The organism is Roseateles sp. P2_H4, assembly GCF_056403315.1.
Window position 1 is genome coordinate 201,548 of sequence record NZ_JBFUFR010000003.1, and the last position, 23,972, is coordinate 225,519.

A 23,972-nucleotide genomic window follows, 5' to 3' on the forward strand; every position below is an offset into this window, starting at 1 on the left:
AGCCGCCTGCCTGGGTCACCAGCGCGAATGGTGGTCTTCGGTCACGCCGAGCAAGCCCGTGACCGGTCTGGCCGGCGCGTCGGGCGAAGCCCGCACACTGCCGGCAAAGCTGCCCACCGGTTGCACATAGCGGCTGGCAGCAAAGCCCAGGTCCTTGTTGGCCGCACGCGCACCCTCGGGCGTGAACACCAGGTCGAGCAGCCCGTCCTCGGTGCTCACCCGCCACGGGTCCAGCGGCCGAGCGGCGTCGAACTCGAAGTGCGCCGCGCCCAGCGCGATGGGCTGGCCGTCCAGCCACAGCACGTTCTCCTGATTGCCGAAATAGCCCTGCTGCAGATTGAAGCCGATATCCGGCCGATGGGCACTGGCCCAGCGCCAGGCGGTGTCGCGCGCGAGCAGGCCGTTGGACGCATCGACCGCGGCCCAGGCGCCGTCGAGATCGAAGCGCTGGCCGTCGGCCTCGGCCGAACCGAGGACGGGCAGGGCGCTGGTCTTCTGTGTCGCATGCGACAGGCCGCCTGCGATCGGGCCGACGGCGAGCAATGGCGCGGCCATGTCGTGCAAGTCGAGTTCGGCGTCGATGCGCAGGGCCCGCGTGGCGACACGCAGGCGCAGCACATCGCCAGGTGCATGCTGCAGCGACAGCTGCGCGCCCAGGCCGCGGAACCAGGCGTCGGCCCCCGCCAGCGGCTCGTCGGACACCCTCGCCTGCAAGCCCGGCAGGCCGTCCTGGCTCCAGTCCGCCAGCAGCTTGCGGCGGCGGCGGTCGAAGAGGTAGGCGAAGGCGCTGCAGGCCCATCCCAGGTCGACGATGGCCACGCCGATGAAGAGCTGCTCGTTGCCGAGGCCGACGTAGTGCCAGCGCTTGTGGTGCAGCTTGTGCCAGAGCCAGGAGCGGCGCTCGCGCAACAGGGACCAGTCGATGCGCGGGATGCGGCCGGCATGGCGGCCATGGGCGGGGGTGCCGTCGATGAGGACGGATGCTGGAGCTGGAGTCATCTTGAATGCTGGCGGCGCCATTGCAGCGGCGCCTGACCGGTCCATTGCCGGAAGGCGCGCGTGAAGGCGCTTTGCTCGGAATAGCCGAGCAGCAGGGCCACCTCGGCCAGCTCGACATTGGCGTCGCGCAGATAGGCCTCGGCGAGCTGCTGGCGCGTCTGGCTCAACAGGGTCTGGAAGCTGTGGCCCTGTTCAGTGAGGCGGCGTTGCAGGCTGCGCGGGCTCATCTGCAGGCTCAGGGCCAAGTCGGCCAGCGAGGTGCGGCCGCTGCGGATCAGGCCCACCAGGGCCTGGCGCCAGACGCCCACCGGCTCGCTGACGGCGGCCACCTCCTGCAGCAGGCGTTCGGCCTGCGCGTCGAGCAAGGCCAGCAGGGCCGCATCGGCGCCGCGCATGGGCAGGGCCAGGTCGCGCAGCGACAGCACGATGCGCGTGCTCGGCTGGTCGAAACGCACCGGGCCACCGAAGAAGTCTTCGTAGGGCCGCAGGTCGGCTGGGCGGCGGTTGACGAAGTCGACGGCCAGGGCGCGTACCGGCTTGCCGGTGAACTCGCGCGCCAGCTGCACCAGGGCGGCGATGGCGGTCTCGTCGACCAGCGCGCCCGGCCGGCCGCGCTCCACGCCCCATTCGATGCACAGGCCTTCAGCGACGGGATGGACCTGGGCCACGTTGGCGTCATAGACCGAGCGGTGATAGCGCTCCAGCCGCATCAGCGCCTCGGCCAGAGTGCCGCTGGCCAGCGCCGCGAAGCCGACGACGCCGAAATGGCGCGGCGCGATGCCGCGTGCCAGGCGCAGCGGGAAGGTGGTTTTCGCGCCGGGGTCGAGGTCGCGGGCCTGCTCCAGCAGGGCCTGCCAGCGGCGCATGGACACGAAGGTTTCGCTCGCCGCGGGCGGCGCGCCCAGGGCGTCGGCACGGCCCAGCTTGGCCAGGTGCTCGAAGAGCAGCTGGACATAGCTGGCGGCGACACGGGTCTCATCCATGGGGGCGCGATGATGCAGCAGCACATTGGGCGCGGGCGGCCGGGATAACGCCAGCGCTGGCGTGATTTGTCAAAAACCTGGGGTCGCCCGTCAAGCCGGCGTGGCGCCGAAGTCGCATCATTCGGCCATGGACTGGCTGCTCGACCTCTACCACCGCCACGGCGACTGGCGCGACCTGACGCTGGTCATGCTGTCGCCCATCTTCGGCATCTTCATCGCGATGGAGGCCTGGCGCTTCCGCAAGACCGGCGTCTTCGACCTCTGGGACACCTTCGACAGCATGAACAGCGGCGGCAGCTATCTGGTGGCCGACCTGATCCTGCTCGTCGTCCTCGTGCTGCCGGCCATGGGCTGGGTCTACGACCACCGCCTCTTCACCATCGACGTCACCGTCTGGCGCTTCGTCGCGCTGTTCCTCTTCGTCGAGTTCCTCTATTACGGCTTTCACCGCGGCAGCCACCGCATCCGCTGGTTCTGGTGCGCCCATGTCGTGCACCATGGCTCGGAAAAGATGAACTTCGGCACCGCGCTGCGCCAGAGCTGGTTCTATCCGATCGCCGGCAACTGGCTGTTCTACCTGCCGGCCGTGTGGCTGGGCTTCGAGCCGCGCTGGGTGCTGTTCGCGCTGTCGCTGAACCTGGGCTACCAGTTCTTCGTGCACACGAGCTGGGTCGGCAAGATGCCGGCCTGGTTCGAGTTCATCTTCAACACGCCCTCGCACCACCGCGCCCACCACGGCCGCAACCCGCAGTACATCGACAAGAACTTCGGCGGCATGCTGATCATCTTCGACCGCATGTTCGGCACCTTCGAGCCCGAGGAAGAGGCGGTGGACTACGGGCTGGAGCACCCCTTCTACACGCACAACCTGTTCTGGCTGAACGCCCACGAATGGCGGGCGATGTTCCACGACATGGCCCAGGAAAAGACCTGGGGCATGCGCCTGGCCCACCTGTGGAAGCCGCCGGAGTGGCGGCGGCATTGCAACGGGTTCAAGGGCTAGCTGGGCCGAGGTATTTGGCCAGGAAGGCTTCCAGGCGTTCGGCGTAGTCCACCCGGTCCTTCAGGTAATACAGGCCATGCCCGCCGTCGGGATAGGTCAGCCAGACCGGCTCGTTGCCTGAGCTTTGCAAGGCCTTGCGCATGCGCTCCCCGTGCGCCAGGGGCACACGCCAGTCACGACGACCGTAGACCAGCATGACGGGTGCCTTGATCCTGGCAGCCTGCTTCACGGGCGTCTGGGCGTCGATCATGACCGCGTCCCGATCGATGTCGCCCACCATATCGGGGGCCACGAACCGACGCGCACCGAGGGAGATGTCATCGGCGATCCACGCTGAGCCTTGCAGGTACAGCCTCAGGTCGCTGGGGGCGAAGCCGGCGACACCACAGCGGTACAGCGCAGGGTCGTTGACCAGCCCCATCAGCGCGCTGTAGCCGCCGTAGCTGTCGCCCGCGATGCAGGCCTTGTCGCTGGCCATGCCTTGGGCTTGGGCCCACTTCAGCGCATCGGCCACGTCATCCTGCATGGCCTGGCCCCATTGCTTCAAGCCCGCGTGCAGGTGCGCCGAACCGTAGCCGTCGCTGCCACGCATCTCCGGTTCGATGACCACATAGCCCCGCGACGCAAGGAATTGCGGCGTCGCTTGCCACTCCCAGTGACGCCCCCGCAACCAGGGCCCGCCGTGCACCAGCACAACGGCCGGCCGCGGGCCGGTTGCGGCGTCCGGCCGCGTCACCCAGACCGGCAGTTCTCGGCCGTCGCGCGCCGCGATGCGGTGCAAGGTCATGCCGGCCATCTGGGCGGCGTTGATCCCGTCCATCCTGGCGCCGACGGGGCGCCAGTTTTTCTCGCCCTGGGCCGGTTGGGCCTGGTACAGATAGAACCTGCCAGGTTCGTGGTCACTGAACGATCGGACCACTGCCACCATGTCGGCTGCGCCGCAGCGGCGGCAATCGATGCGGTTCACATGGCCGGGAAAGATGCCGTCGACGCGCTCCTGGAAGGCCCGCATGGACGCGTCGAACCAGTGGGTCGACTCCCCGTCCACGATGAATCGGATGCCCTGCAGCCGGCCGCCCGCATTCAGCAGGCGGCCGCTGAAGTCGAACCCAGGCGTCCTGACGATGGCACGGTCCTCTGGCTTGCCGGCCTGGAAGTCGTAGCGCGACAGCCAGCGGTAGCCCTCGGGACCTTCGCTGCGCGTCACGTACAGGCCGCCGGAGTCGTCGACTCCCTCGACATGGAAGGGCACCGCCAGCTCGGGGCTTTCGTAGAGCTTGTTCCATTTCGCGCTGCCGGGTGCCCGCCAGAAGGCCGCTTGCATGCCGTCGTGCCAGGTCAAGGCCACCCGCAGTTCGCCCCGGCTGTCGGCGATCCAGTCGGCCACGTGCGGCGGCGCGTCCAGTGCCGGCAACGTACGGGTCGAGGCGCGCCGTACATCCAGCCATTGCGGCACCAGACCGTCGCCGTCTCTCCAGACGCCCATCAGGATCTGCTCGTTGGCCTGGCCGGCCACGGGCGCCGGCACGCTCAGGATGCGGTGATGGCCCGACCAGATCCGCCGCAGCGACGTCCCGTCGCCGCTGACCGTGTACAGCGCGGCCGGTGACCCGTACTTCTCGGGGCCATCGTCGGCGCGCCGGACACTGAACACCAGCTTGTCCTCATCCAGCCAATGCACGTTGCGAATGTCGCCGTCGGGAAAGTGCGCGATGCGCCTGGCCTGGCTGCCCTGCGCCAGGTCAAGCACCGCCAGTCCTACGCGCTCGGCGCCCTGGTTGGACAGGATGGCAAGCTTGAGGCCCGAGGGCGACAGCAGCACCTCTTCCATGTCGGCGTTCTTGAAGAACAGTTGCGCCGGCTGTGCGCCTGCAACGCCACCGGCCAGCCACAGCACCGCAGCCAGCCCACAGGCACGCATCAAGGTCAGGAACGTCATTGCCATCAGATGCTCAAGGCTTCAGATACTTGGCCAGGAAGGCCTCCATGCGCTCCGCGAAATCGACGTGGTTCTTGACGACGCCGAAGCCGTGCGCCTCGCCGGCGTAGGTCACCCACACCGGGTCGTTGCCTGCCGCCCGCAAGGCATCGCGCATGCGCTTGCCGTGGACCAGCGGCACGCGCTGGTCCTGCTCGCCAAAGGCCAGCAGCAGCGGGGCCTTCAGGCGGGCCGCCTGCTTGAGTGGTGAGTTGGCGGCCAGCATGGCGGCGTCCTTCACGGCGTCGCCGACGCGCTCGGGCATGGCGTACTTGCGGAAGTCGTCATGCGTGCTGTCGTCCACCAGCCAGGAGCCCGTCACCATCAACTCCAGGTCGGTCACGGCCAGCCAGGCCACGCCGCAGCGGTACAGCGTCGGGTCCTTGATCAGGCCCATCAGCGTGCTGTAGCCGCCGTAGCTGGCACCGGCGATGCACGCCTTGTCGCTCGCGAGGCCTTCCTTCTGTGCCCAGCGCAGCGCGTCGGCCACGTCGTCCTGCATGGCCTGGCCCCATTGCTTGAAACCCGCTTCGAGGTGGGCGGTGCCATAGCCGGCACTGCCGCGGAATTCGGGCTCGATGACCACATAGCCGCGCGACGCCAGGAACTGGGCATCGGCATTCCAGCGCCATTCGCCGCCGCGCACCCAGGGGCCGCCGTGCACCAGCACGACGGCCGGCAGCGGTCCCTTGGCATCGGGGTTGCGGGTGACCCACACCGGCAGGTCACGGCCGTCACGCGCCTTGATGCGCTGCAGTTCCAGCGCGGCCATCTGGTCGGGCTTGATGTCCTCGCGCACGGCCTTGATCAGCCGCCAGCTCTTCTCGCCCTCGGGCGGCTTGGCCTGGAAGAGGTAGAGCTGGCCCGGGTTGCGGTCGCTGTAGCTGAGCACCAGGGCCACCATGTCCGGCGTGCCGCAGCGGCGGCAGTCGATGTGGTTGATGCGGCCGGCGAAGAGGTTGTCGGCGCGCTGCTGGAAGGCCTGCATCGCCGCATCGAACCAGATCGTCGTCTCGCCATCGGCGGTGACGCGCACGCCCAGCGTGCGGCCGGCCTCGTCGGTGATGAAGTCGCCGCTGAAATCAAAGCCCGGCACGGCGACCAGGGGCTTGGCCTCCGGCGCGCCGGTCGCGAAGTCGTAGCGCGACAGCGCGCGGTAGCCCTGCGCACCTTCTTCGCGCGAGACGAACATCGCGCCGGTGTTGTCTATTGCCTCGATGCGATAGGGCAGGGTGTTCAGGTCCGCCTCGTAGAGCTGCTTCCATTCCCGGGTGCCGGGCGGTTGCCAATAGGCCGCCTGGCGGTTCTTGAACTGGGTCAGCGCGATGCGCGGCTCGCCGAGGTTGTCGGCCACAAACCCCACCGTGTGTACCGGCTCCTTGTAGTCGACGCTGCGAACGGTGTTGCTGGCCGTGTTCAGCCAGACGGGCGTTTCTATGCCCTCGCCGCCGTAGGAAAACTCGGTCAGCAGCACCTCCTCGTTGATCTTGCCGGGCCGCGAGGGCGGCACGGCCAGCAGGCGATGGTTCCAGTCCAGCATGCGGTCGTCGCGGCCGTCGTTGACGAGCGGCTTCCACTGGCGCCGCACCAGTTGGCGGGCCGGCGAACCGTCCGTCTTCACCGTGAACAGTCCCGGTGCGCCGGCGGGCCGACCGCTGCCCGCGCTGTAGTCGGTGACGCCGAACACCAGCCTCTCGTCGTTGACCCAGTGCACATTCATCACGTCCGCCTCGGGGAACTGGGCCACGCGCAGGATGCGGCCGCCCGGTGCGAGGTCGTAGACGACGAGGCCGATGCGTGCCGTGCCCTTGGCCGTCGTGACCGCCAGGCGCCGGCCCGAGGGCGACAGCACGGCGTAGGTGATGTCCGCATCCTTGTAGAACACCTCGGCCGGCGGCGGGGCCGCCTGGGCGAGTGGAACGCCCACGCAGGCAAATGCGAATGCGAGCGCGGCGGCGCGCAGGCGTGTGGCCATGGTCATCTCCCTGATTGCGATTGTTTTTGGCGGCGCGAAGGATAGTGCGTCGACCGCAGTTGGGTCGTGGGGCATGCCCCCGGGGGCAGGGGGGCGGCCTGTGCCGGCCCTGCAGGAGGTCAGGGCTGAAGCCAGCACAGGCCAGCCGCCCGCGTAGCGAGACTGCGTGTCTTGGCAATCCTCACCTCGCCCCGTGGGCACCGCCCCTGCGGGACAATGCCCGGCCATGACTGCTGCTCCCCAAGACGCCCCCGTCGTCATCATCGGCGCCGGCCTGGCCGGCCTCACGGTGGCCCTGCACCTGGCCGACACCGTGCCCGTCGTCATCCTCGCCAAGCGCGAGTTGACCGAGGCCGCCACCGCCTGGGCCCAGGGTGGCATCGTCGGTGTGCTGGGCAGCGACGATTCCATCGAAAGCCATGTGCGCGATACCCAGGACGCCGGCGCCGGCCTCGTCGACGAAGCCACGGCCCGCTTCATCGCCGAGCGCAGCGCCGCCGCCGTGGGCTGGCTGGTCGACCAGGGCGTGCCCTTCACGACCGACGACACCGGTCCCATGGGCCTGCACCTGACGCGCGAAGGCGGTCACGCGGTGCGCCGCATCGCCCATGCGGCCGACGCCACCGGCAAGGCCATCCACGACCAGTTGCTGGCCGTGGCCCGCAAGCACCCCAACATCACGCTGCGTGAGCGCTGGATGGCGCTGGACCTGATCACGTCGCGCCATGTGCAGCGCGACGAGCCGCCGCGCGTCTACGGCGCCTATGCGCTGGACATCGATGCCCAGCGCGTCGAGACCCTGCCGGCGCGCGCCGTCGTGCTGGCCACCGGTGGCGCCGGCAAGGTCTACCGCTACACGACCAACCCCGACACGTCGACCGGCGACGGCATCGCCATGGCCTGGCGCGCCGGCTGCCGGGTGGCGAACATGGAATTCATCCAGTTCCACCCGACCTGCCTCTACCACCCGCAGGAACGCAGCTTCCTCATCACCGAGGCGCTGCGCGGTGAGGGCGGGCATCTGAAGTTGCCGGATGGCACCCGCTTCATGGCTGCGCATGACGAGCGCATGGAGCTGGCACCGCGCGACATCGTCGCCCGCGCCATCGACTTCGAGATGAAGAAGCACGGCCTCGACCATGTGTGGCTGGACGCCACCCATCTCGGCGAAGCCTTCCTCATCGAGCACTTCCCGACCATCCACGCCCGCTGCCTCAAGCTCGGCATCGACATCGCCAGGCAGCCCATCCCCGTCGTGCCGGCCGTGCACTTCACCTGCGGCGGCGCCGTGACCGACCTGCTGGGCCGCTGCGACCTGCCCGGCCTGTATGCAGTGGGCGAGACCGGCTACACCGGCCTGCATGGCGCCAACCGCCTGGCCAGCAACTCGCTGCTGGAATGCGTCGTGCTCGGCCAGACCTGCGCCGGCGACATCCTCGCGCACGCTCCGCTGGAGTCCGCGCCCATCCCGAGCTGGGACGAGAGCCAGGTCGAGAATGCCGACGAGCAGGTCGTCATCGCCCACAACTGGGACGAACTGCGCCTGCTGATGTGGAACTACGTCGGCATCGTGCGCACCACCAAGCGCCTGGAGCGGGCCCTGCACCGCATCGCGCTGCTGCGCGGCGAGATCGACGACTACTACGGCAGCTTCCGCGTCACGCGCGACCTGCTGGAGCTGCGCAATCTCGTCGAATGCGCCGAGCTCATCGTCCGCTCCGCCCTGATGCGCCACGAAAGCCGCGGCCTGCACTTCAGCCGCGACTATCCGCGCACGCTACCGGTCAGTTTCCCGACGGTGCTGATCAGCGAGCGCCATCGGCGCTAGGGCAGCCGAAGGGTGTCGCGCTCGCTGACGCGGACCGTGTTCGGCGGCTCGTTGCCCAGCCGGTAGGTGACGCTGAGCAGCTTGCGGTGGCCGGGTGCGGGGTCGAAGCCGAAAAGCTCGTTGCGCACCTCGGCCTCGAAGCGTTCGCCGCGAATCTGGGCGCGCAGGGCCTGGGTCACATCCTTCCAGCGGCCCTCCGCGCCGTAGCTGGCGCTTTCGATGACGAGACGACCGCCGCTCGGGCGGGTCGGGCCCCGGTCGCCGCCGCGACCACCACGGCCCCAGTCGCCGCGGCCCCAGCCGACGAACTGGTTGCCGTCGACGGTGCCGTATTCGCTGTATTCGAAAATGCGCTCTTGGCCGCTGCGGTCACGGGCAAAGATGCGCAGGATCTTGGTCTGGCCCGGCAGCGGGTCCACGCCGAAAAGATCGTTGGTCAGGCGGAAACGCTGGTCGCGCCGTGCCAGCTCGCGCAGGCGGTCGGTCACGTCCACGTCGCGGCCGCTGGCGCCATAGGTGGCGTAGAGGATGGTGAACTGGCCGTCGTCATGGCGGTCACCGCCGCCGGCGTTATTGGCGCCGCCCTGCCAGCCACCCTGCCAGTTGGAATCGCCCCAGTTGCCGCGCCCCCAGCCGACGAACTGGGCACCGTCGACCCAATCGCGCTCGCGAAAATCGAACGTGCGTTCTCGGCCGTTGCGGTCGCGGGCGAAGATGCGCAGCGTCTTGGTGCGGCCGGGCTCGGGGTCAACGCCGAAGAGGTCATTGGTCAGGCGGAACCGCCGGTCCTGGCGCGCCAGCTCGCGCAGGCGGCCGGTCACGTCCACATGGTTCTGCTCGCCGCCGTAGCGAGCGTGCAGGATGACGAACTCGCCGTCGTCGTCATCGCGGGCCGTAGCCGGCAATGCCACGCCAGCCAGCAGGCCGGCAAAGAGGGCGCTGCCCGCACCCAGAGTCCATTGGCGTCTTCTCATGGCGTTCTCCTTGTTATGGTGCGACTGATCGTCGCACGCGCCATGTCACAACGCGCAGATCCGCGGCAGGGCAGACGGCCCATGGGCGTGGGCCGTCGTAAGGGTTGGTAACGCGAGACGGTCAGCGGCCCCAGTCGCCGCGACCCCAGCCGGTGAACTGGGCGCCGTCGACGGTGCTGCCTTCGGCGTACTCGAAGCTGCGCTGCTGGCCGTTGCCGTCGCGCGCAATGATGATCAGCCGCTTGCCGCGGCCCGGGTCGGGGTCGACGCCGAAGGTGTCATTGCCCATGCGGAAACGCTCGTCGCGGCGCGCAAGTTCGCGCAGCCGGCCGGTCACATCCACCTCGCGGCCCGGGTTGCCGTAATTGGCGGCGACGATGGTGAACTGTCCGCCGTCATGGCGGTCGCGATAGGGGTTGCCGGCCCAGCCGCCGTTGTAGTTCTTGTCACCCCAGCGGCCACCGCCCCAGGCGGTGAACTGGCCACCGTCGATCCAGGCGCGCTCGGGGTAGTCGAAGCGGCGCTCACGGCCGTCACGGTCGCGGGCATAGATGCGCAGGTATTTGTCGCGGCCCGGGTCGGGGTCCACGCCGAAGAGGTCGTTGGTGAGCTTCACGCGGCGATCGCGGCGCGCGAACTCACGCAGCCGGTCGGTCACGTCGACGTGGTTGCGGTCGGTGCCGTAACGGGCCTGCAGGATGACGAATTCGCCGTCGTCATCGCCGCGTTGCGCGAGGGCGGGGGCCGAGATGGCAGCGAGCAGCGTGGCCGCGCCCAGAACATAGTGGCGTCGATTCATGGTGGATGTCTCCGAAGTTATGGAGGTCACCATGCTTTCACCGGGCATGCCGGTGCCAAGTCGGACGGCAGGAAGTCCGCCCGTCAGCCACGGGCGGGCCGCCCTCCGAGCAGGTACTCCCGTGCCAGCGCCCGGGCGCGGTGCAGGCGGCTTTTCACGTTGGGCCGCGTCAGGCCAGTGCGGGTGGCGATCTCCTCGATGGTCATCTCTTCCACGTCGCGCAGCAGCATGACCTCGAGGTAGTGGGCCGGCAGCGACTCCAGTGCCGCCACCAACTCGCGCCGCAGGCCCACCTCGTCATGCGCGACCAGCCATTGCTCCAGCTTCTCTTCGTCGTAGGGGTCGTAGCGCAGCGTGACGCGGCCCAGTCGACGGCATTCGCGCTGCACGAGGCGGATGGCCCAGCCCGAGAAGGCCGCCAGCACGCGCAGCGACGGCAGCTTGCGCGCGACGATGAGCAGGGCCTCCTGCACGGCGTCGTCCACGTCGCTGAGCAGGCAGTGCTGCTGGGCATAGCGGCGGATGTCCGGCCGCGTGATGCGCAGCAACTGCTCCAGCGCCCCTGGGTCGCCGCCGTGGGCGGCGGCGAGCAAGGGCAGGTGATGGGCGGCCAGGGCCACGGCTACTTCAGCTTGCGCCCGACCAGGGCGCAGGCGGGGCAATAGCCGAACAGGCCCGAGGCCACCAGGCCGATGGCGCTCGCGGCGACCAGCCAACCCGCCGCGCCACCCAGCATCGTCAGGCCCAGGCCGGCAGCCATGGCGCCCGCCAGCACGCGCAGCACGCGCTCGCCGGTCGGAACATTCTTCACATAGAACATGGTTCAACTCCAAGTGCATCGAGGACGACCCTCGGACACTAAGAGGCGCCGGCTGGCGAAAAGGATTCGCGGTCGAAAGAAAATATTTTGAGTCACTCGCCCAGAAGCGTCGCTGAGCCGGCGCCAGCGGCAGCCACGGGGCCCATCCTCCAAGCTGAGGATGTGGCGTGCAGCTTGAGCCTCCAATACTGAAGCCAGCTCACTCGCACCGGGAGACGTCATGTCTGACGCATATGAAAAGGACGAGTACTTCGCCCTGGTGAAGTCGATTGCGGACTTTGACCAGCGCATGCTGACCGTCAAGGGTTGGGGCGTGACGCTGAGCCTGGCGGCCCTGGGCCTGGGCTTCCAGTACCGGGCCTATGGCTACTTCCTCATCGCCGCCGCCAGCAGCGTGGCGTTCTGGATCATCGAGCATGCCGGCAAGCGGCATCAGATGCGCCACTACGTGCGGATGCGCGAGATCGAAATGCATCAGTACGACGCGGCCGCCGCAGGCGACAAGCAGGTGTCCAGCCCACGCATCGATTGGTCGTGGTCGACGGCGCACCGCACGCTTGGCAATGGGGCCGTCGCACCGAAGGCCATCACCGCCAGGGGCGCGAACGGCTTCTATCGCTTCGCCGGCTTCATGCCCCACGTCGCCTTCCCTCACGCGATCACGCTCGTCGTGGGTCTGGTGCTGTTCTACCTGGGCTGCGCGGGGGAGCTGACTGCATTCGCCCTTGGGTCGCCGCCAACACCAGCCAAATAGCGGAGTCCGCCGTCAGGCTTCGGCAAAGAACCGGCTCGGCGGCATGCCCACCGTGCGAGTGACCATGGCCGTGAAGGCGCTGGCGCTGGCATAGCCCAGCTCGGCCGCGATATGGCTCATGGGGCGGCCGCGCGCCGCCAGCGTCAGCGCATGGGCCAGCAGCAGCTGCGAGCGCCACTGCGCGAAGCTGGTGCCGAGCTGCTCGCGGAACAGCCGGCTCAGCGTGCGCGGGCTGGCACCGGCCTCGGCGGCCCATTCGTCGAGGCCCGCGTGGCGGCCCGGCTCGTTCAGCATGGCCTCGCAGAGTTTGCGCAGGCGCGCATCCTGGGGCAGGGCGACGCCCAGTGCCAGCGAGCGGGCACGCTGCAGTTCGATGAGCACGAGCTGTTCGATGCCGCGGCGCCGCGCGGTGTCCTCGTGGCTTTCCTGCGGTGCCGGGTCGGGCACGGCGGGCAGGGCCAGCACCAGCTCGCGCAGCAGCGGCGACACCTCCAGCACGCGGCCCACCTGCCAGGTCTCGCCGGCCAGCAGCTCGGGACCGAGGTAGAGCGTGCGCAGGTCGCACTGCTCGATGGCCGTCACCGCATGGACGATGCCGGGCGGGATCCACACTGCCCGCGACGGCGGCACGATGTAGGTGGAGGCCTCGGTATTCACGCGCACCGCGCCGGTCATGGAGAAGACCAGCTGGGCCCAGTCATGGCGGTGGGGCTGGATGTCGGCCAGATGCTCCAGCAGCCGCGATTTGGCGCGCAGGGGCCGGTCGGGCGTCGGCGCGAAGAGCTCGGGCGAGAAGGCGGGGAAGCTGCGGCGGTTGGAGGACACGGCGATGGGGTGGCTGGATTTCGACAGAACTTGACGAATCATCGTAACTGCGCCGATTCGCCGTTGCCTAGAGTAGGGTCATGAGTGCAACCCTTGCTTCTTCTCTCGACGCCGGCCTGCAGCGCCGGCGCGACGTCACGACGATCTCCACCATCGGCGTCGCCCACGGCACCTCGCATTTCTTTCACATGCTGCTGGTGCCGCTGTTTCCGGTGTTCAAGGCCGTGTTCGGGTTGAGTTACTCGGAGCTGGGCCTGCTGGTGACGACCTTCTTCGTCATCTCGGGCGCCGGCCAGGCGCTGTCGGGTTTCATCGTCGACCGCATCGGTGCGCGCCCGGTGTTGTTTGCCGCGATGGCGAGCTTCTTCCTCGCCTCTGTCGCCGCCGGCCTGGCCCAGGGCTTTGGCGGGCTGATGCTGGCGGCGGCGCTGGCCGGCGTGGGCAACGCGCCCTTCCACCCGGCCGACTTCACCATCCTGAACAAGCGCGTGTCGCAGCCGCGCCTGGGTCATGCCTTCTCGGTGCACGGCATCAGCGGCAACCTGGGCTGGGCGCTGGCGCCAGTGTTTTCCATGAACATTGCCCAGGCCACGGGCAACTGGCGCTTTGCGTACCTGGGCACGGCCCTGGTCGCTTTGGCGGTGATGGGCCTGTTGTTCTGGCAGCGGAATGCCATTGATGACCGTCAAGGATCGTGGGGGCACGCCAAGCCTGCCGCCGGCGCTCAGGTCGAGCACCCCATGGCCTTCCTGAAGCTGCCTTCGGTCTGGCTGTGCTTCTCCTTCTTCTTCTGGAGCACGGCGGCGCTGTCAGCCATCCAGAGCTTCGCCAGCCCGGCCCTGCACCAGATCTACGGCCTGCCGCTGGCGCTGACGGCCTATGTCGTCACCGGCTACATGCTGGCCGGCGCGGCCGGCATGGTCTGCGGCGGCTTCCTGGTGGCCAAGGCGGAGCGGCTGGAGCGCACCATCGCGCTGGCCTTGGCATTGGCCGCGGGGCTGCTGCTGCTGGTCGCGACGGGCGTGCTGCCCGGCCTGCTGGCGGCAACGGTCGCGGCGCTGGCCGGTTTCGGCACCGGCCTGGCCGGCCCCTCGCGCGACATGCTGATCAAGCGCGCCTCGCCGCCGGGRGCGACGGGCCGGGTGTATGGCACCGTCTATTCGGGCCTGGACATCGGCTTCGCCTTGGCCGCACCGGTGTTCGGCGCCATCCTGGACCACGGCATGCCGCGCGGCGTGTTCGCCGGCTCGGCGGCCGCCCTGCTGATGGGCGTGGCGTCGGCCGGCCTGGTGGGCATGGGCCTGGCGCGGCGGCGCGCGATGGTGGCTGCGGCCACCTGAACGCGACGGCTTGACGGGCGGCCTGGTGCCGGGCATCGTCGCGGCCCGATCCGGCCAGGAGGAGCCATGCGACAAGACAGTCTGTTCGATGCCCTGGGCGGCCAGGACGCCGTGCTGCGCCTGGCCCAGGCCTGGCACGCGCGGGTGCTGGCCGACGAAGTCGTCGCCCATGCCTTCAGCCATGGCTTCCATCCGCAGCACACCGAGCGCCTCGCAGCCTATTGGGCCGAGGCCTGGGGTGGCCCGGCGCTGTACAGCGCGCAGCTCGGCAGCCACTCGGCGGTCGTGCGAAGCCACAGTGGCAACGGCCCGCACGAGGAGATGGACAGTCGCGCGATTGCCTGCTTCGATGATGCACTGGCTGACGCCGGCGTGGCCGACGCCGAGCTGCGCCAGGTGCTGCATGACTACTTCGCCTGGGCCACGACGCAGGCGATGGCCGCCTACCCGAGCCGCGGCCAGACCGTGCCCGACGACCTGAGGCTGCCGCACTGGTCGTGGCAGGGCCTGGTGAGGGCTTAGTCCGCGATGACGCAAGACATCGATCCCGGCGCCCCGCGCTACTACCACGGCACCAAGGCCGATCTGAAGGTGGGTGACCTCATCCAGGTCGGCCACACGTCCAACTACGGAACGCGCCGGAAGGCGAACCACGTCTACCTGTCCACCACGCTGGAGGCGGCGGTCTGGGGTGCCGAGCTGGCAGTGGGGGATGGGCGCGGTCGCATCTATGTCGTCGAGCCGACCGGCGAGATCGCCGACGACCCCAATCTGACGGACAAGAAGTTCCCGGGCAACCCGACCCAGTCCTACCGCAGCCAATCGCCCCTGCGTGTGGCGGGCGAAGTGCTGGAATGGCAGGGGCATTCGGCCGAGCAACTGCAGGTCATGCTGGCGCATGTGGAACGCATGCGGCAGCTGGGCATCGAGGCCGTCGACGACTGAGCCGGTCTGGCGGCGCCCGCAGGCATCGCCGCTAAAGTGGACACCATCCACTTCATCTTCGCCTTCCATGTCGATTCGCGGTCTTGTCATTGCACTGCTCCTGGTGGGCGCCCTCGGCCTGGCCTGGCAACAGCGGGAGCCGCTGCAGGCCTGGCTGGGGACGTCGGCCGCCAAGGTCCAGAGCCTGGCCGAAGCTTCGACCGACAGTCGCCCGGCGGCGGGTGCCTCTGGGCCCAAGGCCCGGCCGGGTGGCCTGCGCAAATGCGTCAAGGGCCAGGAGATTTCCTACACGAATGCCGAATGCCCGCCCGGCTACCGCGACCTGGCCGTGACGGCGGGTTCGGTCACCGTGCTGCCCGCCACGCCGGTCCCCAAGCCTGCCGAGGCCAGCAGCGGGCCGTCGTCGCTGCACAAGGCCTTGGGCATCACGCGCGATGACACCCTCAAGGAAAAAGCCATCGATCGCGCCATCGACGGGGCGACCCGCTGACGGGCAAGCCGGCCTGATATCGGACTCAGAGTGCTACTTTGAAAGATGCGAATGCTCATGGCTTTGCCAGCGCCGTCTACGGCGGTCTTTCCGTCGCGATAGCTCTCGCGGCCCAGCAGTTCGAACTTCTCCGACGCCCCCGTGGCGGGCACGTGCTTGAGCTGGCGCGCAAGCTCGGCATTCTTCGTGAGCCGGACCCCGGAGCGACGCCGGAGATTCTTGGCACCACACTGCTCACCATCACCGACGGTTGGGTCGTCACCGCACTAGGAGTTTTCGCGGTCTACCTCGCCGTGGCCGCATTTGCGTACGCGCTGTGGGCGGAGCACCGTGAAGAGGATTCGCTCTACCTGAGTGTTGGCTTCATCTGCGCGGGTATGACGGTGTTCTTGCTCCATCAGCTCGCGGGCGCCGTGGTCGCCGTCGTTGCTACGGCCTTTATTCTTTCAATGCAGCGTCGGTCTGCCTGATGCAGTGGCGACCCGCTGACCGGCAAGCCCATGCTCAGGGGACGTGTGCGGCCCCGGCGCCAGCTAAAGTCCCCACATGACTAGACAAGCTACCACCCCCCGTCTGGCCGGCCACAAGCTGGTCGAGGCGCTGATCGCCCAGGGCGTCGACACCGCTTTCGGCGTGCCCGGCGAATCCTTTCTGGCGGTCCTCGACGGCTTCCACGAGTACGCCGACAAGATCCGTTTCATCGCCTGCCGCCAGGAAGGCGGCGCGGCCTTCATGGCCGAGGCCCAGGGCAAGCTGACGGGCCGCCCGGGCATTTGCTTCGTGACACGCGGCCCCGGCGCGACGAATGCCAGCATCGGCCTGCACACGGCCTTCCAGGATTCGACGCCGATGATCCTTTTCATCGGCCAGGTCGCCAGCGACCAGCGCGACCGCGAGGCCTTCCAGGAGGTGGACTACCGCCAGATGTTCGGCCCGGGCACGCTGGGCATGGCCAAGTGGGTGGGCGAGGTGCATGACGCCGAGCGCCTGCCCGAGTACGTGGCCCGCGCCTTCCACACCGCCATGCAGGGCCGGCCTGGCCCGGTCGTGCTGGTGCTGCCCGAGGACATGCTGACCAAGCCGATCACGGCGCCCATCGTCGCGCCGGCTCGCCCCGCCGAAGCCGCGCCCACGCCGGCGGCCCTGGCCGAGCTGCGCGAGCGCCTGGCCGCGGCGAAGAAGCCGCTGGTGATCGCCGGCGGCGGTGGCTGGACGCCCGAGGCCACGACGGCGCTGCAGACCTTTGCCGAAGCCTGGCAGCTGCCCATCGGCTGCGCCTTCCGCTTCCAGGACCTGTTCGACAACGCCCACGCTAACTACGCCGGCGACGTCGGTATCGGCATCAATCCCAAGCTGGCTGCACGCGTGAAGGAGGCCGACCTCATCCTCGCCATCGGCCCGCGCCTGGGCGAGATGACGACCGGCGGCTACACGCTGCTGCAGGCACCGCGTCCCACGCAGCAGCTCATCCACATCCACGCCGGCGCCGAGGAACTGGGCCGCGTCTACACGGGCGAGCTGCTCATCAACGCGAGCATGAGCCAGGCCGCGCCGGCGCTGGCCGCACTGGCGCCGCCGACTGACGTCGCCTGGCGCGACTGGACGGCTGCGGCCAACGCCGACTATCAGGCCAACCTCGTGCCGGCACCCGTGGCACCGCTGGACATGGCCGAGGTCATCCGCCTCATCGACGCCAAGCTGCCCGAGGGCACCATCTTCACGAACGGCGCCGGCAACTACAGCGGCTGGTTGCATCGCTTCCACCGCTACACGGGCCTGCACCGCTTCGGCAAGACGCAGCTCGCACCGACCTCGGGCGCCATGGGCTATGGCGTGCCCGCCGCGGTGGCCGCCGCGCTGCTGCAGGACCGCTGGGTCGTCAACATCGCCGGCGACGGCGACTTCCTGATGACGGGCCAGGAGCTGGCCACCGCCACCGGCTATGGCGCCAGGAAGCTGCTTGTCGTCATCGTCGACAACGGTACCTACGGCACCATCCGCATGCACCAGGAGCGCGAGTACCCGGGCCGCGTGTCGGGCAGCGATCTGTTCAACCCCGACTTCGCCAAACTGGCCGAAGCCTTCGGCTTCGTGGCCTTCAAGGCCGAGAGCACCGAGCAGGTCGGCCCGGCGCTGGATGCTGCCATCGCGGCGGGCAAGCCGGCCCTGCTGCATCTGCGCCTGTCCAGCGACGTGAGCACTTCGCGCTCGACGCTGACCGCCATCCGCGAAGCGGCGCAGAAAGCCCAGCATGCTTGAGCTGACGCTGCGCGGTGACTACATCGAGCTCGACAAGCTGCTCAAGGCCATGGGCCTGGTCGAGAGCGGCGGCCGGGCGCGGGTGCTGATTGCGGCCGGCGAGGTCAGCGTGGACGGCCAGGTCGAGCTGCGCAAGACGGCCAAGATCCGCGCCGGCCAGACCGTGACTTTCGGGACGGACTCAGTCAGGGTCATCCAGGGGCCGGCCGGCGGCTGAGCGGCACGACACTCGCGGGCGGCTTTCTTTGCCGCTCACTTGGGTCGTCATGCGCCGCTTCACCCTTGCCCTGCTGTTCGCTGCCTGCAACGCCGCCGTCGCCGCCCCGGGCGAGACGCTGATCCATGCCGGCCGCCTCGTCGACACCGAGGCCGGCCGTGTGCTGGAGCGCCAGTCCATCATCGTCTTCGGCGACAAGATCAGTGCGGTCAAGCCGGGCTATGCCGACGCGGCGGGCTACGACAGGCTCATCGACCTGAAGGACCGCACGGTGATGCCCGGGCTGATCGACGCGCATGTGCACGTCAGCCATGAAAGCAACCCGGGCGCCTACGCCGAGCGCTTCTTCCAGAACCCGGCGGATGCCGCCCTGCATGCGACGGTCTATCTGCGCCGCATCCTCGATGCCGGCTTCACGACCGTGCGCGACCTGGGCGCGCCGGACGGCCTGGCCATCAGCCTGCGCGATGCGACGGCCAAGGGTTGGATCTCCGGCCCGCGCATCTACGCCGCCGGCAAGGCCATCGGCACCACGGGCGGCCATGCCGACCCCAGCAACGGCTTGAACAACCAGCTGCGCGGCGACCCCGGCCCGGCCGAGGGCGTCATCAACGGGCCTGACGAGGCACGCAAGGCGGTGCGCCAGCGCTACAAGGAAGGCGCCGACCTCATCAAGCTGACCGGCACCGGCGGCGTGCTGAGCCTGGCCACCAACGGCGTCAACCCGCAATTCACCGACGCCGAGCTGAAGGCCGTCGTCGAGACGGCCAAGGACTATGGTTTTGCCGTCGCCGTGCATGCCCATGGCAAGGAGGGCATGCTGCGCGCCATCCGCGCCGGCGTGGACTCGATCGAGCATGGCTCCTATCTCGACGACGAGGTCGTGGCGGCGATGAAGCAGCACGGCACCTGGCTGGTGCCGACGCTGTCGGCCGGGCGTTTCGCCAGCGAGAAGGCCCAGCAGCCGGGCTATTTCCCCGAGGTCGTGCGGCTCAAGGCCATCAGCGTCGGCATCCTCGTGCAGCAGGCGCTGGCCCGGGCCTGGAAGGGCGGCGTGAAGATCGCCTTCGGCACGGACTCGGGCGTCGGCCCGCATGGCGCCAATGCCAGGGAGTTCGGCTATCTCGTGGAGGCCGGCATGCCCCCGATGGCGGCCATCCAGAGCGCGACCATCAACGCCGCGAAGCTGCTGCGCCAGGACGGCCAGCTGGGCGCCATCACGCCCGGGCGCTGGGCCGACATCGTCGCCGTCAAGGGCGACCCGCTGGCCGACGTCCGGCTGATGGAAAAGGTCGACTTCGTCATGAAGGCCGGGCGCGTCATCCCGGCGGCTGGCAGCTGACAACCTTGTCCGCGGGTTGGTCCCGCCCCGCAGATCAATGCCCTCAGGGATAGCCCGGCGTTGACCCGAAATCAAAAAAACGAAACACTGTTTCAACTGCTCGCTGAGCCGAGACCGCGAACCGGACACCGCCGGGTGACCGGGGCCTCGTCAGCCGATGCAGTGCGAGGCGCCTGCTGCGCCCGCTCTCCCTCCTGATGCCCAAGCGAGCCGGTGCCGCACGGGTGTCAAGCGTCACCTCGGCCTGCCGCCGATCCCCCGTTTCCTGCTGCTGAAGCGCTGCGCGCCTGACCCCTGACGGGCCGGGTGCCGGGCGGGCTCGCGCCTGCTCGCCGACAGCGCCGGCCCCAGGAGCGGCAACACCCACGATTGCGCGCCGCAAGAGCGCGCCGGAGACATGCCATGACCTCGAGCAAGCCCAAGCTGGGCCTGCTGGCTTCGTCCATCTCGCTCGGCCTGCTGGCCTGCGGTGGCGGCCAGGAGAGCCCCGCGAACTTCGTCGCCCCGCAATCCAGCGAGCAGGCCAGCGCCAGCCGCCTGGACGCCACCCCTGCGACCGATGCCGCGACCGCCAAGGCCCTGGCCGTGCGCGACCCTCGCCCGGTCACGCCGCCGCCGGCGCCCGTCATCGACGCCGTCAGCCTGACGGACACGGCGGCACCACTGCTCTTCGACGTCGGTACGCGCAACTACGCCGCGCCGACGACGATCAGCGGCCTGCACAACCCGAGCAACTACCGCGCCGCGCCGCGCCTGCCGGCCTGGCAGTTCACCAGCGTCGACCCCACCGGCGGCCAGCTCACCTTCGAGCGCGAGACCGCGCCCGACATCGGCTGGCATGGCCGCTCGCGGGCCGGCAAGGTGCTGGTCACCGGCGGCTCCTCGGCCCCCGCCAACCGCGTCTACACGGTCTTCAACAAGGAGCAGTTGCTGGCGGCGCTGCGCGAAGCCAAGAACCAGCCCAAGATCATCCGCATCGTCGGCCACATCGACTTCCGCTGGCGCGACGGCAACACGGTGTTCGAGGAGTACACGGGCTTCCTGGACCAGAAGAACGGCGGCTCGCTGTCCATCCCGTCCAACACGACGATGGTCGGCATCAACGACAGCAATGGCCGACCGGCGCGCATCACCGGCACGCAGGTCCTGATCGGCATCGAGGCCGCGACGACGGCGGCGGGCTCCGAGGCCGATTTCAAGGCCTGGGTCGCCGCCGGCAAGGACCCGGAAGCCTTCCCGACCTGGACGCGCAACATCATCCTGCGCAACCTGCAGATCGACACGCCCTGGGACGTGAATCCCGAGGACAGCGACAACGCCTATATGGACGGGCTGACCGTCACGCGCGGGCAGCAGATCTGGATCGACCACGTGACCATCAGCGACGGCGACACGCCCGACTCGCTGGCCAGCGACACGCGGCATGACGGCGCGCTGGACGTCGTGCGCGGCAGCGACTACGTGACCATCTCCAACAGCGTCTTCAGCAAGCACCACAAGACGACGCTGGTGGGCAACGGCGATTCGGGTCGCGCCTGGAGCGACGCCGGACGCCTGCACGTGACCATGACCGGCAACTGGTGGAACGGCACCGGCTCGCGCCTGCCGCTGGTGCGCTTCGGCCAGCTGCATATGTACAACAACCTCGTCAGCGGCAGCACGACGACCTCCGACGCCGACCTGAAGTTCGCTTCCGGCCTGGACGCGCGCTACCAGTCCGACGTCATCAACGAGAGCAACTTCTACGAGTTCACCGGTCTCAAGCCCAAGGAGGCCTGCGGCAAGCTGGCCGGCGGCAAGGATGCGATCTCGATGCGCAGCTCGGGCCACCGCTTCATCAGCGACAAGGACGACCTTGGCAAGCCCATGGCCGGCGTCATCGACATCGAGCTGCAGGGTTGCGACGGCGTGCCGGTGGCGCAGAACTGGGTGCCGCCCTATGCCTATACGCTGCGCACGGCAGATGCCACGCGCGCCGCCGTGCAGGCTGCGGCCGGCGCCGGCCGGCTGGGCCCGTTCGCCGTGCAGGGGCCGGTGCCCGCGCCGCTGCCCAGCGCACCCGCGCCCAGCCCCGCTCCGACACCCGCTCCGACACCCGCGCCCACGCCAGCGCCAACGCCTGCTCCGACACCTGCGCCCACCCCCGCCCCGGCGCCTGCGCCGACGCCGGTCCCGCCCACCATCCCCGGCACCGCCTGCACGCCGACGCTGCCCTGTGACAGCAGCAGCGGCGAGAAGACGCTCAGCGCCGCCGTCACGGCGACCGTGCCGGCAGCGGCGTATGCCCAGGCCACGGGCACCTACACCTTGTCCGGTGCGGGCGCCATCAGCACCGGCGCGCCCTATGCGTTCAACTTCAAGTACACGGCGCTGACGGGTGACTTCACGTTCACGGCACGCGTGGTGATGCAGGGCGGCAGCGCCGACTCGGCACGCGCCGGCGTCGTGGCCATGGACGGCCTGACCGGCACGCCGGCCTATGCCTGGACGGCACGCTACTCGTCCACCGGCGAGATCCGCGCGGCCATCAACGCCAACAACAAGGCCAGCATCAGCGGCTTCACGGCCTCGGCGCTGCCGGTCTGGGTGCGGGTGCGGCGCGCCGGCAACTCGGTCTTCCAGGCCGCATCGACCGACGGCGTGACCTGGACCGAAAAGACCCCCACCAACCTCACCGTGTCCGCGTCGACGCTCTATGTCGGCCTGGCCCTTTCATCGGGCAACAACGGCACGGTCGTCACGGCCGATTTCGACAACGTCAGCATCGTCGGCGGCGGCCACTGAGCCAGGAGAACACCATGCGATTCCGACTTCAACCTCTGGCCGTGCTGCTGCTCGGCCTCACGCTGGGCACCGCCCAGGCCGCCGCGACCCACGAGGTGGGCTACGCCTCGCTCGGCGGCACGGCCGTCAGCTTCACCGAGCTGGCCGACGGGGCCGTCATCGACGGCCTGCTGAGCAGCGGCGGCGTGCTGTTCGGCGAGCACTTCGCCGGCCAGGAACTCGCCGTGGCCAAGGCGCCGCGGCCGGGTGCCGTGGCCCAGGACTGGTTCGACGACCTCAGCTTTGGCAGCCCCACGGCGGGCCTGGCGCTGCTGGCCGGTGCGCAGGGCGCCAACCTCGGCGCCTACAACTATGGCGACGCCGACGGCATGGCCCTGTTCGGTGCCGRCCCGCTGGTCGGCGCCGCCGATGGCTTCGGCRCCATCTCGGCCCGCTTCGCCGCGCCGGTGTCGGCCCTGGGCCTGCAATTGCGCGATGCCGATGGCGGCGCGATCACGTTGAGCCTGTACCGCACGGACGGCAGCCTGATCCAGGCCGTCGACCTGAGTGGCCGTGCCGATGGCCGCTACGCCTTCGCGCGCAGCGGTGGCGCGGCCGACATCGCCGGCTTCACGCTGACCAACCGCGACAGCTATTACGGCGTGTCGCTCGACAACCTCGTGCTGGCCGCCGCACCCGTGCCGGAACCGGCCGCGGCCCTGCTGCTGCCGGCCGGCCTCGCGCTGCTGCTGGCGGTACGCCGCCGTTCATCCAAAGCCCTGTGAGGAGACATCCATGAAGATCCGCAACACCGCCTTCGCCCTCTCCCTGCTGGCCGCGGCCAGCCTTGCCCCAGCGGCCACGACGCTGGTCGCCGGCGATCTCTGGTTCACCGGCCTCGCCCGCGAGTCGGCCTACGGGGGCTTCTCCTTYGTCAGCTTCGTCGACATCGCCGCCGGCACGTCGATCAGCTTCTCCGACAACGGTCTCACGTCGGCGGGCACGTTCAAGAGCAGCGTGGCCAAGGAGAACACCTGGACCTGGACGGCCACCAGCGCCGTCGCGGCCGGCACCCAGGTCGTCGTCTACGGCGGCACGTTCAGCACCGCGGCGGGCAGCGTCAGCGGCAGCAGCTCGGGGCAGGGGGGCAAGAACGTGTCGACCGGCACGCTGGCCATCCAGCCCACCGCCGACGCGGCGGCCTATGCCTTCGACTTCTCCAGCAGCGGCGAGGTCCTGTATGCCAGGCAGGGCAGCAGCTTCATCGCCGCGATCAATGCCTTCCCGAGCGTGCCCGCCAGCACCAGTGACAACCCGCTGGCCAGCGGCCTGGCCAACATCCAGGTGCTGAACTACGCCTCGGCGGGGGGCGACGGCGTGTTCGAGCGCACCGAGTGGTACCGCGGCCCGACCACGAACCTGACCGCCGCGGGCTACAAGGCCGCCATCGGCAACCTCGCCAACTGGAGCAGCGACACGTCGACCAGTGCCTTCAAGGGCCTGGGCCTGCTCGAGGGCGCGGGGCAGACGGCCGTCGTCACCGGTGCTGCCGTCGGCGTGGGTGCGGGCAACTTCGCCATCGTCGCGACGCCGGTACCCGAACCGGGCACGGCCACGCTGACGCTGGCCGGCGGCCTGCTGCTCGGCGCCTACGCGCGCCGGCGCATGCGCCGTTGAT

23 protein-coding genes are annotated in these 23,972 nt (G+C 69.4%); 14 read left to right on the top strand and 9 right to left on the bottom strand.

From position 1 onward, the window contains the following. Positions 1-15 precede the first annotated feature (15 nt). On the bottom strand, positions 16-999 hold the full coding sequence (locus AC1DW3_RS03795) for a DUF2804 domain-containing protein (protein ID WP_477928716.1): 984 nt from the start codon (positions 997-999) through the stop codon (positions 16-18). Next, complete coding sequence (locus AC1DW3_RS03800) at positions 996-1,982, bottom strand: AraC family transcriptional regulator (RefSeq protein WP_477928718.1); 987 nt, start codon at positions 1,980-1,982, stop codon at positions 996-998. The genes AC1DW3_RS03795 and AC1DW3_RS03800 overlap by 4 nt, the downstream gene beginning before the upstream one ends. Before the next feature lie 127 nt (positions 1,983-2,109). Between AC1DW3_RS03800 and AC1DW3_RS03805 the strand changes: the two genes are divergently transcribed. After that, complete coding sequence (locus AC1DW3_RS03805; RefSeq protein WP_477928720.1) at positions 2,110-2,985, top strand: sterol desaturase family protein; 876 nt, start codon at positions 2,110-2,112, stop codon at positions 2,983-2,985. Here the strand turns inward: AC1DW3_RS03805 and AC1DW3_RS03810 are convergent. Both AC1DW3_RS03810 and AC1DW3_RS03815 read right to left on the bottom strand, forming a co-directional pair. After that, the gene (locus tag AC1DW3_RS03810) at positions 2,975-4,930 is read right to left on the bottom strand and encodes an alpha/beta hydrolase family protein (protein ID WP_477928722.1); all 1,956 of its coding nucleotides are present in this window, start codon (positions 4,928-4,930) and stop codon (positions 2,975-2,977) included. The genes AC1DW3_RS03805 and AC1DW3_RS03810 overlap by 11 nt on opposite strands. Positions 4,931-4,937: 7 nt before the next feature. Then, positions 4,938-6,938: a S9 family peptidase gene (locus AC1DW3_RS03815; RefSeq protein WP_477928724.1), complete on the bottom strand. Its 2,001-nt coding sequence runs from the start codon at positions 6,936-6,938 to the stop codon at positions 4,938-4,940. A 226-nt stretch (positions 6,939-7,164) separates the two neighbouring features. Between AC1DW3_RS03815 and nadB the strand changes: the two genes are divergently transcribed. After that, a complete protein-coding gene (gene nadB / locus AC1DW3_RS03820) occupies positions 7,165-8,766 on the top strand; it encodes an L-aspartate oxidase (RefSeq protein WP_477928726.1) in 1,602 nt (533 codons plus the stop codon). Here the strand turns inward: nadB and AC1DW3_RS03825 are convergent. The 4 genes from AC1DW3_RS03825 to AC1DW3_RS03840 all read right to left on the bottom strand — a co-directional run bounded on the left by AC1DW3_RS03825 (position 8,763) and on the right by AC1DW3_RS03840 (position 11,359). Next, positions 8,763-9,740: a hypothetical protein gene (locus AC1DW3_RS03825; RefSeq protein ID WP_477928728.1), complete on the bottom strand. Its 978-nt coding sequence runs from the start codon at positions 9,738-9,740 to the stop codon at positions 8,763-8,765. The two genes, nadB and AC1DW3_RS03825, sit on opposite strands and share 4 nt — an antisense overlap. A 121-nt stretch (positions 9,741-9,861) precedes the next feature. Further along, positions 9,862-10,539: a hypothetical protein gene (locus AC1DW3_RS03830; RefSeq protein WP_477928730.1), complete on the bottom strand. Its 678-nt coding sequence runs from the start codon at positions 10,537-10,539 to the stop codon at positions 9,862-9,864. Between the two features lie 83 nt (positions 10,540-10,622). Then, complete coding sequence (locus AC1DW3_RS03835) at positions 10,623-11,159, bottom strand: RNA polymerase sigma factor (RefSeq protein ID WP_477928732.1); 537 nt, start codon at positions 11,157-11,159, stop codon at positions 10,623-10,625. A 2-nt stretch (positions 11,160-11,161) separates the two neighbouring features. Further along, entirely contained in the window at positions 11,162-11,359 is a 198-nt protein-coding gene (locus AC1DW3_RS03840; protein WP_477928733.1) for a YgaP family membrane protein, read from the bottom strand. A gap of 220 nt (positions 11,360-11,579) precedes the next feature. On the opposite strand from AC1DW3_RS03840, the gene AC1DW3_RS03845 reads away from it, so the two are divergent. Further along, a complete protein-coding gene (locus AC1DW3_RS03845) occupies positions 11,580-12,113 on the top strand; it encodes a hypothetical protein (protein ID WP_477928735.1) in 534 nt (177 codons plus the stop codon). Between the two features lie 12 nt (positions 12,114-12,125). Here the strand turns inward: AC1DW3_RS03845 and AC1DW3_RS03850 are convergent, their stop codons facing one another. Beyond that, positions 12,126-12,980 (bottom strand): AraC family transcriptional regulator, encoded by an 855-nt coding sequence (locus AC1DW3_RS03850; protein WP_477928737.1) that lies wholly within the window; start codon positions 12,978-12,980, stop codon positions 12,126-12,128. A 38-nt stretch (positions 12,981-13,018) separates the two neighbouring features. Here AC1DW3_RS03850 and AC1DW3_RS03855 point away from each other — a divergent pair, with 38 nt between their 5' ends. The 11 genes from AC1DW3_RS03855 (at position 13,019) to AC1DW3_RS03905 (ending at position 23,971) form a co-directional block, all read left to right on the top strand. Then, positions 13,019-14,278: an MFS transporter gene (locus tag AC1DW3_RS03855; RefSeq protein ID WP_477928738.1), complete on the top strand. Its 1,260-nt coding sequence runs from the start codon at positions 13,019-13,021 to the stop codon at positions 14,276-14,278. A 66-nt stretch (positions 14,279-14,344) separates the two neighbouring features. Next, entirely contained in the window at positions 14,345-14,800 is a 456-nt protein-coding gene (locus AC1DW3_RS03860; protein WP_477928740.1) for a group II truncated hemoglobin, read from the top strand. A gap of 6 nt (positions 14,801-14,806) precedes the next feature. Next, on the top strand, positions 14,807-15,223 hold the full coding sequence (gene arr / locus AC1DW3_RS03865) for an NAD(+)--rifampin ADP-ribosyltransferase (protein WP_477928742.1): 417 nt from the start codon (positions 14,807-14,809) through the stop codon (positions 15,221-15,223). 67 nt (positions 15,224-15,290) lie between these two features. Continuing rightward, positions 15,291-15,713 (top strand): hypothetical protein, encoded by a 423-nt coding sequence (locus tag AC1DW3_RS03870; protein ID WP_477928744.1) that lies wholly within the window; start codon positions 15,291-15,293, stop codon positions 15,711-15,713. Between the two features lie 38 nt (positions 15,714-15,751). After that, positions 15,752-16,183: a hypothetical protein gene (locus tag AC1DW3_RS03875; protein ID WP_477928746.1), complete on the top strand. Its 432-nt coding sequence runs from the start codon at positions 15,752-15,754 to the stop codon at positions 16,181-16,183. A 76-nt stretch (positions 16,184-16,259) separates the two neighbouring features. Next, positions 16,260-17,972, top strand: coding sequence for a thiamine pyrophosphate-binding protein (locus tag AC1DW3_RS03880; protein ID WP_477928747.1), 1,713 nt, complete (start codon positions 16,260-16,262; stop codon positions 17,970-17,972). Further along, complete coding sequence (locus AC1DW3_RS03885; RefSeq protein WP_477928749.1) at positions 17,965-18,189, top strand: RNA-binding S4 domain-containing protein; 225 nt, start codon at positions 17,965-17,967, stop codon at positions 18,187-18,189. The genes AC1DW3_RS03880 and AC1DW3_RS03885 overlap by 8 nt, the downstream gene beginning before the upstream one ends. A gap of 49 nt (positions 18,190-18,238) precedes the next feature. Further along, positions 18,239-19,531 (top strand): metal-dependent hydrolase family protein, encoded by a 1,293-nt coding sequence (locus AC1DW3_RS03890; protein ID WP_477928751.1) that lies wholly within the window; start codon positions 18,239-18,241, stop codon positions 19,529-19,531. 402 nt (positions 19,532-19,933) lie between these two features. Next, complete coding sequence (locus AC1DW3_RS03895; RefSeq protein ID WP_477928753.1) at positions 19,934-22,315, top strand: pectate lyase family protein; 2,382 nt, start codon at positions 19,934-19,936, stop codon at positions 22,313-22,315. 14 nt (positions 22,316-22,329) lie between these two features. Further along, positions 22,330-23,079 (top strand): PEP-CTERM sorting domain-containing protein, encoded by a 750-nt coding sequence (locus AC1DW3_RS03900; protein ID WP_477928755.1) that lies wholly within the window; start codon positions 22,330-22,332, stop codon positions 23,077-23,079. A gap of 10 nt (positions 23,080-23,089) precedes the next feature. Continuing rightward, entirely contained in the window at positions 23,090-23,971 is an 882-nt protein-coding gene (locus tag AC1DW3_RS03905) for a PEP-CTERM sorting domain-containing protein (RefSeq protein ID WP_477928757.1), read from the top strand. Position 23,972 lies beyond the last annotated feature (1 nt).

Bases quoted from the DNA above. Each gene is read 5' to 3' on its own strand.
- AC1DW3_RS03795 (WP_477928716.1), bottom strand. From the start codon at position 999: ATGACTCCAGCTCCAGCATCCGTCCTCATCGACGGCACCCCCGCCCAT.
- AC1DW3_RS03800 (WP_477928718.1), bottom strand. From the start codon at position 1,982: ATGGATGAGACCCGTGTCGCCGCCAGCTATGTCCAGCTGCTCTTCGAG.
- AC1DW3_RS03805 (WP_477928720.1), top strand. From the start codon at position 2,110: ATGGACTGGCTGCTCGACCTCTACCACCGCCACGGCGACTGGCGCGAC.
- AC1DW3_RS03810 (WP_477928722.1), bottom strand. From the start codon at position 4,930: ATGGCAATGACGTTCCTGACCTTGATGCGTGCCTGTGGGCTGGCTGCG.
- AC1DW3_RS03815 (WP_477928724.1), bottom strand. From the start codon at position 6,938: ATGGCCACACGCCTGCGCGCCGCCGCGCTCGCATTCGCATTTGCCTGC.
- nadB (WP_477928726.1), top strand. From the start codon at position 7,165: ATGACTGCTGCTCCCCAAGACGCCCCCGTCGTCATCATCGGCGCCGGC.
- AC1DW3_RS03825 (WP_477928728.1), bottom strand. From the start codon at position 9,740: ATGAGAAGACGCCAATGGACTCTGGGTGCGGGCAGCGCCCTCTTTGCC.
- AC1DW3_RS03830 (WP_477928730.1), bottom strand. From the start codon at position 10,539: ATGAATCGACGCCACTATGTTCTGGGCGCGGCCACGCTGCTCGCTGCC.
- AC1DW3_RS03840 (WP_477928733.1), bottom strand. From the start codon at position 11,359: ATGTTCTATGTGAAGAATGTTCCGACCGGCGAGCGCGTGCTGCGCGTG.
- AC1DW3_RS03845 (WP_477928735.1), top strand. From the start codon at position 11,580: ATGTCTGACGCATATGAAAAGGACGAGTACTTCGCCCTGGTGAAGTCG.
- AC1DW3_RS03850 (WP_477928737.1), bottom strand. From the start codon at position 12,980: ATGATTCGTCAAGTTCTGTCGAAATCCAGCCACCCCATCGCCGTGTCC.
- AC1DW3_RS03860 (WP_477928740.1), top strand. From the start codon at position 14,345: ATGCGACAAGACAGTCTGTTCGATGCCCTGGGCGGCCAGGACGCCGTG.
- arr (WP_477928742.1), top strand. From the start codon at position 14,807: ATGACGCAAGACATCGATCCCGGCGCCCCGCGCTACTACCACGGCACC.
- AC1DW3_RS03870 (WP_477928744.1), top strand. From the start codon at position 15,291: ATGTCGATTCGCGGTCTTGTCATTGCACTGCTCCTGGTGGGCGCCCTC.
- AC1DW3_RS03880 (WP_477928747.1), top strand. From the start codon at position 16,260: ATGACTAGACAAGCTACCACCCCCCGTCTGGCCGGCCACAAGCTGGTC.
- AC1DW3_RS03885 (WP_477928749.1), top strand. From the start codon at position 17,965: ATGCTTGAGCTGACGCTGCGCGGTGACTACATCGAGCTCGACAAGCTG.
- AC1DW3_RS03890 (WP_477928751.1), top strand. From the start codon at position 18,239: ATGCGCCGCTTCACCCTTGCCCTGCTGTTCGCTGCCTGCAACGCCGCC.
- AC1DW3_RS03895 (WP_477928753.1), top strand. From the start codon at position 19,934: ATGACCTCGAGCAAGCCCAAGCTGGGCCTGCTGGCTTCGTCCATCTCG.